The organism is Pseudomonas sp. AP19 (assembly GCF_001728855.1).
In the GTDB taxonomy this organism is placed as follows: domain Bacteria; phylum Pseudomonadota; class Gammaproteobacteria; order Pseudomonadales; family Pseudomonadaceae; genus Aquipseudomonas; species Aquipseudomonas fluorescens.
This window is the reverse complement of the sequence record NZ_LXJP01000110.1, coordinates 1-6,449: the sequence shown is the minus strand read 5'-3', so window position 1 is coordinate 6,449 and position 6,449 is coordinate 1. Positions and strand designations below refer to the sequence as shown.

Genomic DNA, 6,449 nt, shown 5'->3' with positions numbered 1-6,449 from the left:
ACTGGAGATAATCCATGGACAAAAACACCAAGATCCTGATCACGGAGATCCCGGGTGAGTGGACCCAGCGCCAGCGTAACGGCAGCCTCAACGTGTGGAACGGGGCGGATCATCACAGATTTCACCGAACCACTACTGACCTGCCTGAAGTCAGACTGCGCCCCCCGGAAAACGGACTGTACGCCGAGCGAATCGATGGCGCCTGGTATTGGGTTTCTGGTTGCGCCAAGTGCAACGGAACCGGTGAGAAGTACAGCTACTCGGTGTGCGATAAACACAACGTTTGCCGCCTGTGCGGCACCCACCGTTCGAAGCTCACGGAAACACCGTGGGGACATCCAGACGGGTTCACCTGTAAGCCTTGTCAGGACGCAGAAGACGCTGTTACGAAAGCCGCAGCGCTGGCCAAGGTCGCCGAGACCGACTATGACGAGTGGGATTATCGCAACCTGGACGAATGCAAATGCCCGCACTGCGCCACCGTGATCCACATTGAAGCCGAGGACTACGGCGACAAGAACATGGAGTGCGACACCTGCAAGGGACTGTTCGAACTGACAACCGAGTACTCGGTAAGCTTCACCACCAAGGTGATTGGCGAGCGCATCACGGCCTGACTCGCCCTAACCTGTCGCGCTTAGCCCATCTCGGGCATTAAAAACGTGAAGCTCCCAGTCAGGCCTTTGCGCAAAGCCACAGGCATCTGGTATCCGAAATAGATGAGCCATCGACCGTCAGGCCTCAGATCGGAGTTGACACGATAGGTGCCAACCTCGTTCTCGGTTATGCCGATCAGCTTCGCCACTTCTCTGTCTGAAGGCTTCTCGCTCATCTCGCTCTCCTTGATCCGGCTCCATGCCGGTCACCCGTAATACCCCATATCAACGAATCACGCCAGCAGGCTCAGCAACGGATAGGCCAGCCAGGTCACGCCACCGTGCCAGATCAGCGATTAGCTTGAGCCCCAGACGCACCTCGGCCTCAAGCCTTTCTTCGGGAAGGGTGAGCAATCGGACAACCTCATCGCCTATCAGGCGTATCGCTTCCACATCAGTTTTCGTGCTCATCGCAGTCACCGTTAGGTTTTTGCTGAGCGCAGATCATCAACCCAATTTACGAATCACGCCAGCCGGCGAGGCAGGCGCACGCTTGGAGATAACCCATGAGCACCTTTGCAGTGTTTGGAATGACCCTCGATGTCGCCATGGCCGAGGCCAGGAAGACCGTCAAAACCACCCGACCCGACCCAAAGCGTCCCGGCCACAAGATTGAGCTTTCGGTTGACGACTGGCTGATCAAGGTCACCCAGAAGGCCGAACAGATCATGGGGGGGGTCAGGGTAAAGCAGCTCAGCCCGCTCTTCGACGCACCGCAGTATGCAGAGCACTTCATTGAGCTGGCTCGCAAGGGCAGCAAATGCCGCGACATGCGGATAAAGGCCAAGCGCACGCTGGTGGACGCCCAGGGCGAGCCCATAATCAAGCCGAAGACGAAGGCGCCCAAGGTCGGATTTACGGAGTGGCCGCCAAAGCTTGAAATCCAGGCGGCCTGACCGATGCCGGGATTCCGGCATCGGCATCGGCGGCGCTTACGTTTCGCTTCGACGGCGCGCCGCATCTCGAAGGGCGCTCAGTTGGACTGCTGTGAATCGCCAGACAGATAACCTGTGGAATTCAAACCCAGTTGAGGTGTTTCGTATTTCCTCAACGAACTCCACCAAAGCACCGCCAACACCTTTGAACGTTTTCAGTCGCTGACTCATTATCAAATCCTCTATCCAAACAAGATGGCCGGTCACACGAATGATTCGGGACCCGCCTAAATCATGATGAAAAGAATTTGATGGTTGTATACCAACTCGAAAGCATTGAGATAGAGCCATTCTAGATTTTAGATAGCGGCGACCAGCCGGCCCCCGACCTCACGCCCAGCCACTTGCGCAAGGCCACGGTCGACATAGGTGCGGTCACCAGCAACCACAGGCACCACCACCTCACCACCGCGCTTCACCTCGACGTTGATACGCCAGGTCTCCCGACCCTCATCGTCCTTATCGCACTCCATGTAGTTCCAAACCTGAAAGCCTTCGATCTCATCGTAAATATCGTGCTTTGTCATGGTCCAGCCCATTTAGAGGAAGGGGCCATCGTAGCACCACACTCCGGGCATGGCCCGGCAAGGACTCCCCGTGATCAACCTGTTCTGGCGCCTGGTCGCCAAACTGCTTGCGCGCCCGGCGGTTGCCGCCTGGCTCATCGCCCGCGCCCAGCGCACCCCGTACCTGCACATCATGTCCGCCGACGGCTCCGAGATGTACATGGGCCGCTGGTGGCTGTTCAAACCCTACTCGCGCAAGTCGCACAAGCCGGCGCTGTGGTGGTGCCCGTGGTCGTTCCGAGTGCACCACATCATGCGCCCGGACGAAGACCGGGATCTGCATGACCATCCCTGGAACGCCCGCACCATCATTCTGCGCGGCTCCTATGTCGAATCCCGATTCGCAGATGAGCGCAGCAAGCACCGATTGATCGATTGCCAGACTGGCGAGGCGCACACGCTGATCACTCGCCGAACAGGCGACACCGCGCGCCTAAACCACGGCGAGTATCACCGGATCGCATCAGTAAGCGCCGGTGGAGTAGTCACCCTCTTCATCACCAGCAAGTGGCGTGGTGATTGGGGCTTTCTGGTCAACGGCGTCAAGGTGCCATGGCGCACCTACACAGGCACAGACAATTGATCTGGAGATTTCACAATGCGTAACACACAAACACGTGAAGGGTTTGAGTTCTGGGACAAGCTGAATTCGCTCCCGCGCTATGCCTTCCTCCTTTCGCCATCAGGCAAGTCGGTGCAGAAGTTTGAAGACCAGGCCATGGGGAACTGGATCGATGTGCACGAGGCGCGAATGGTAATTGACCAGGCGCAGGAGGTGATCAGCGAACTGCGCGATGAGATCGCTACAAGTCCAGAGCCCGACACAGTGCTATGCAAGTTCTATGACGTGACGGACTGGCCCGGCCTGGTGCGTGAACTGGTAGGCCACGTCGCCCAGCTCCAGGAGTCGGCAAAGCGCAACGTCAAGCCTTGGGAAGACACCTTCCCGCCGACACTGATGCCGGCCTATGTCGAGCGCGTAAATACCGCCAATGCGGTAGCCCTGCCCCAGGGCGAGCCGGTGGCGTGCGCGCATGATTGGTTAGACGATGGTGAATACCTAATCGTTTGCACCAAGTGTGGAGCGCAAGAAAATCACGATCCATGCTGGCGTGATATGGCAACCGCGCCGACTGACGGAACAATGCTGCGCTTGCTGGTTGAGTTCGAAGATCATTCGACGGAAGATGCGGAGCAAGCACCCACCATTGGCGCCAACAACTTCGACAACGACGGTGAGGACGTTTGGCGCTTCGCTGGATGGTGCTGGTCTCATGATCACTTCACCGAAGGCAAGGGCAATCCGCTCGGCTGGCTCCCAATGCTTGAAGGCCCTGCACTGATTCCCGCCGAGCAGCCCGCGCCGGTAGCGGTGGTGCTGCCTGATCAAAAGGCAGTGTCCGCGCTTGTGACGAAAGCAGCGCGACAAGCAGACCTCATTGATGGCGCGAACTACTACACCGCTGCCGAGCTTGCAGCTGAAGCATTGATCGGCGAAGTAACCCGCCTGAACGCCAAATCCCGATAGGAGTACATCCGTACTCCACCCGCAAAACCTGTAACCCCTCCCCCTTCAAAGTCAGCCGCTATAGCGGCAAGGACGAAGTCATGCCTGAACAAAAGTTGATTGGCCCCGTCGAAGTCGTGCGCTGCGCTGACGGGTATTGGTATCACCCAGATGTCCCGGAGTTCGATGAGGACGCCGAAGCGTGGAAAGCGTGGCTCGGCGCCCAAGGTCTGAGGGTGATCGGCTGGCACATGGATTCCGACCTGGATACCCACCCCTACTGGGAAGACGGAGAGGCTCATTGCCTCGGGTGGGAGCCTGCGACGCCGCCAGTAGAGGGTTGGTTCCTGCTCGGAATCTTCGATACGGATGACGGCCCCTATGTTCAGTGGGCGCGCCGGGTGACGCCATGATCGCCACCCTCTGGTTCGCCTACGTCTTCATCTATCGAGTGCACAGGCCATGAAGCGGTTCTTCCGGCGCAAGGTCGAGGCATGGCTGATCCTGCTGGCAGCAAAGATCCTGATTGATCGCAACGTCCAGCGAGCACCAGTTGTATCCCGCCGCGACAACAACGACATGTGGTACATGGCCGAAAAGCTCGACGCTATTGCCCAGCGCATCAGCAAGAACTACCCCTAACCCCAATCCCCCTACATGCCTGCCGGTGAGCGGCGGGCGGAGCTATGCGCATGCCAAACCATATCACCAACAAAGTCGAAGCCCCGAAAGAAGTCCTCGCTACCCTCCTGAATGCCGAAGGCAAGATCGACTTCAACACCGTGATCCCCTTCCTCGGTAAGTTTGATTGGTGTGGGATCGACGGCCTGGCCGAGACTTGTGCGGAAGCCATCACCGGCACGCCGCTCAATGATCACCCGCTGGTCGCCGCCCTCCAGCGTGACAGCAGGAGCAAAGCCAGCATCGCCGGGTGCAGCGACGAGCAATTCGAACAGTTCGTGCAGATGCTGCGAAACAAGCGCGCTACCGGGCACTTTCACACTCTGGATTTCGCCCGCGAAAAGTGGGGTACCAAATGGAACGCCTATAGCCAGCTGGTTGATTTAGATCAGGGCGCTTTCCAGTTTGATACAGCGTGGTCATGCCCAGAACCAGTAATCAAGGCGCTCTCCGACCTCCATCCAGAAGCAGAAATAACGCTCCGGTTCGCTGATGAAGACATCGGTAGCAACTGCGGAACCCTGGTTTTCAAAGCCGGCGAGATCATCAAGTCGGACGTCGCGCCCAGCTGGAACCAGATGACCCAGGCAGAGCGGGAAAAATGGAAAGCTTTCGCGCTCGATCTGACCGGGCGCACTGCTGACGACGAAGACGACGAATAACCCACCTTCTGCCGCCCAGCGCGGCGCGGAGCATCATCATGGCAAAAGTCACCCTGGATGAATGGGCGGCGGCCGAGTTCAAGACGCCGCCGAGCCCCAACACCCTGCGAAAATGGGCCCGAGAGGGCCGAATCGCTCCAGTACCGGTCAAGCACGGGCGCAACTACTATGTAGAGTCCGACGCCCACTACCAAGAACCTGATCAGCAGCCCGTACGGATCGTCGGCGGCAGCCTGATCAGCAGAATAGAGAGAGCACGCAATGGCGCCCAGGCCGCGTAACACCGGGTCAAAGGATCTTCCGCCCAATCTCTACCGCAAGACCGACGCCCGCAACGGCGTCACTTACTACACCTACCGCGACCCAGTCAGTGGTCGCGTGTTCGGCCTGGGCAAGGATAAGGAGGCGGCCATTCGCGAGGCCGTCGCCGCCAACCACGCAGACGCCATCAAGCCAACGCTTGCTGAGCGCATCAGCACCCCGGCGCCAGCCCCGGGCAAATTGTTCTCGGAATGGCTGGACGAATACCGCGAGCTGTTCGCCGAACGGAAACTGTCAGCGAGCAGCAACAAAAACGTGGGCATGCGGTTAAACCGCCTGACGGCAGTATTCGGATCGAAGGGGATTAAGGACATCACGACGATGGATGTGGCCGATTACCTGACGGGCATGGCCAAAGAGGGAAAGGCGCAGATGGCTAGGGCAATGCGTTCGCTGTTGCGAGACGTGTTCGCCGAGGCGCAGGCGCGGGGGTGGGCAGACGCAAACCCGGTCGAAGTGACCAAGGCGGCGCGGGTGAGCATCAAGCGCGAACGGCTGACGCTGGAACTCTGGAAGGCGATCTACGAGGAAGCCAAGAAACCGTGGCTTCGCAGGGCAATGGAGTTGGCGGTGCTGACTGGCCAGCGCCGGGACGATATAGCCTCGATGCTGTTCAAGGACGTGCACGACGGCTTCCTGCATGTCGTTCAGTCCAAGACCGGCGCCAGGCTGCGCATCAGCACCGAGCTTCGCCTCGAGTCGGTCGGGCTTGATCTGTCTACCGTAATTAAACAATGCCGCGACCGCGTTCTGTCACAACACCTGGTGCACCATGCGCAAGCTTCGGGCCGGGCAAAGGCCGGCCAGCCGCTGGTGCTGGACACGTTGAGCTCTGCATTTGCCGAGGCGCGCGACAAGGCCGGGGCGAAGCTGGGGATAACTTTCGGCCGCCAGCCACCGTCCTTTCACGAGCAGCGATCCCTCGCCGCACGACTTCATGAATTCGAAGGTCGTGATGCGCAGAAACTGCTGGGTCACCGTTCGGCCACTATGACCGACCTGTACCGAGACAGCCGAGGCGCTGAGTGGATCGACGTGGCATAATCGACGGCTGAATTTTTGGGCGATATTGGGGAAGTTTTGGGGAGGATTTTATGCCCTATGAAATCAAGCACTTACAG

General features: G+C 58.8%; 12 protein-coding genes. 9 read left to right on the top strand and 3 right to left on the bottom strand.

The features are described from left to right. Window positions 1-14 precede the first annotated feature (14 nt). The gene (locus A7D21_RS33560; protein WP_069553823.1) at window positions 15-617 is read left to right on the top strand and encodes a hypothetical protein; all 603 of its coding nucleotides are present in this window, start codon (window positions 15-17) and stop codon (window positions 615-617) included. A gap of 20 nt (window positions 618-637) precedes the next feature. On the opposite strand, the gene A7D21_RS33555 is transcribed toward A7D21_RS33560, so the two are convergent. Beyond that, on the bottom strand, window positions 638-832 hold the full coding sequence (locus tag A7D21_RS33555; protein WP_069553822.1) for a hypothetical protein: 195 nt from the start codon (window positions 830-832) through the stop codon (window positions 638-640). Between the two features lie 49 nt (window positions 833-881). After that, window positions 882-1,067: a hypothetical protein gene (locus A7D21_RS33550; RefSeq protein ID WP_069553821.1), complete on the bottom strand. Its 186-nt coding sequence runs from the start codon at window positions 1,065-1,067 to the stop codon at window positions 882-884. A 95-nt stretch (window positions 1,068-1,162) separates the two neighbouring features. On the opposite strand from A7D21_RS33550, the gene A7D21_RS33545 reads away from it, so the two are divergent. Continuing rightward, window positions 1,163-1,552 carry a hypothetical protein gene (locus A7D21_RS33545; protein ID WP_069553820.1) on the top strand — a complete coding sequence of 130 codons (390 nt, stop codon included), beginning with the start codon at window positions 1,163-1,165 and terminating at the stop codon, window positions 1,550-1,552. Between the two features lie 338 nt (window positions 1,553-1,890). Here A7D21_RS33545 and A7D21_RS33540 read toward each other — a convergent pair whose 3' ends face one another. After that, complete coding sequence (locus A7D21_RS33540; RefSeq protein ID WP_069553824.1) at window positions 1,891-2,118, bottom strand: hypothetical protein; 228 nt, start codon at window positions 2,116-2,118, stop codon at window positions 1,891-1,893. A gap of 70 nt (window positions 2,119-2,188) precedes the next feature. Here A7D21_RS33540 and A7D21_RS33535 point away from each other — a divergent pair, with 70 nt between their 5' ends. The 7 genes from A7D21_RS33535 to A7D21_RS33505 all read left to right on the top strand — a co-directional run bounded on the left by A7D21_RS33535 (window position 2,189) and on the right by A7D21_RS33505 (window position 6,372). Continuing rightward, window positions 2,189-2,740, top strand: coding sequence for a hypothetical protein (locus tag A7D21_RS33535; RefSeq protein ID WP_069553819.1), 552 nt, complete (start codon window positions 2,189-2,191; stop codon window positions 2,738-2,740). 15 nt (window positions 2,741-2,755) lie between these two features. Then, the gene (locus A7D21_RS36445; RefSeq protein WP_069553818.1) at window positions 2,756-3,685 is read left to right on the top strand and encodes a hypothetical protein; all 930 of its coding nucleotides are present in this window, start codon (window positions 2,756-2,758) and stop codon (window positions 3,683-3,685) included. 80 nt (window positions 3,686-3,765) lie between these two features. After that, on the top strand, window positions 3,766-4,077 hold the full coding sequence (locus tag A7D21_RS33525; protein WP_069553817.1) for a hypothetical protein: 312 nt from the start codon (window positions 3,766-3,768) through the stop codon (window positions 4,075-4,077). Window positions 4,078-4,126: 49 nt separating this feature from the next. Continuing rightward, entirely contained in the window at window positions 4,127-4,306 is a 180-nt protein-coding gene (locus tag A7D21_RS33520) for a hypothetical protein (RefSeq protein ID WP_069553816.1), read from the top strand. 50 nt (window positions 4,307-4,356) lie between these two features. Continuing rightward, on the top strand, window positions 4,357-5,007 hold the full coding sequence (locus A7D21_RS33515) for a hypothetical protein (RefSeq protein ID WP_069553815.1): 651 nt from the start codon (window positions 4,357-4,359) through the stop codon (window positions 5,005-5,007). A 38-nt stretch (window positions 5,008-5,045) separates the two neighbouring features. Continuing rightward, complete coding sequence (locus A7D21_RS33510; RefSeq protein WP_028619149.1) at window positions 5,046-5,288, top strand: excisionase; 243 nt, start codon at window positions 5,046-5,048, stop codon at window positions 5,286-5,288. After that, on the top strand, window positions 5,269-6,372 hold the full coding sequence (locus tag A7D21_RS33505) for a phage integrase Arm DNA-binding domain-containing protein (RefSeq protein ID WP_069553814.1): 1,104 nt from the start codon (window positions 5,269-5,271) through the stop codon (window positions 6,370-6,372). The genes A7D21_RS33510 and A7D21_RS33505 overlap by 20 nt, the downstream gene beginning before the upstream one ends. Window positions 6,373-6,449: the final 77 nt, after the last annotated feature.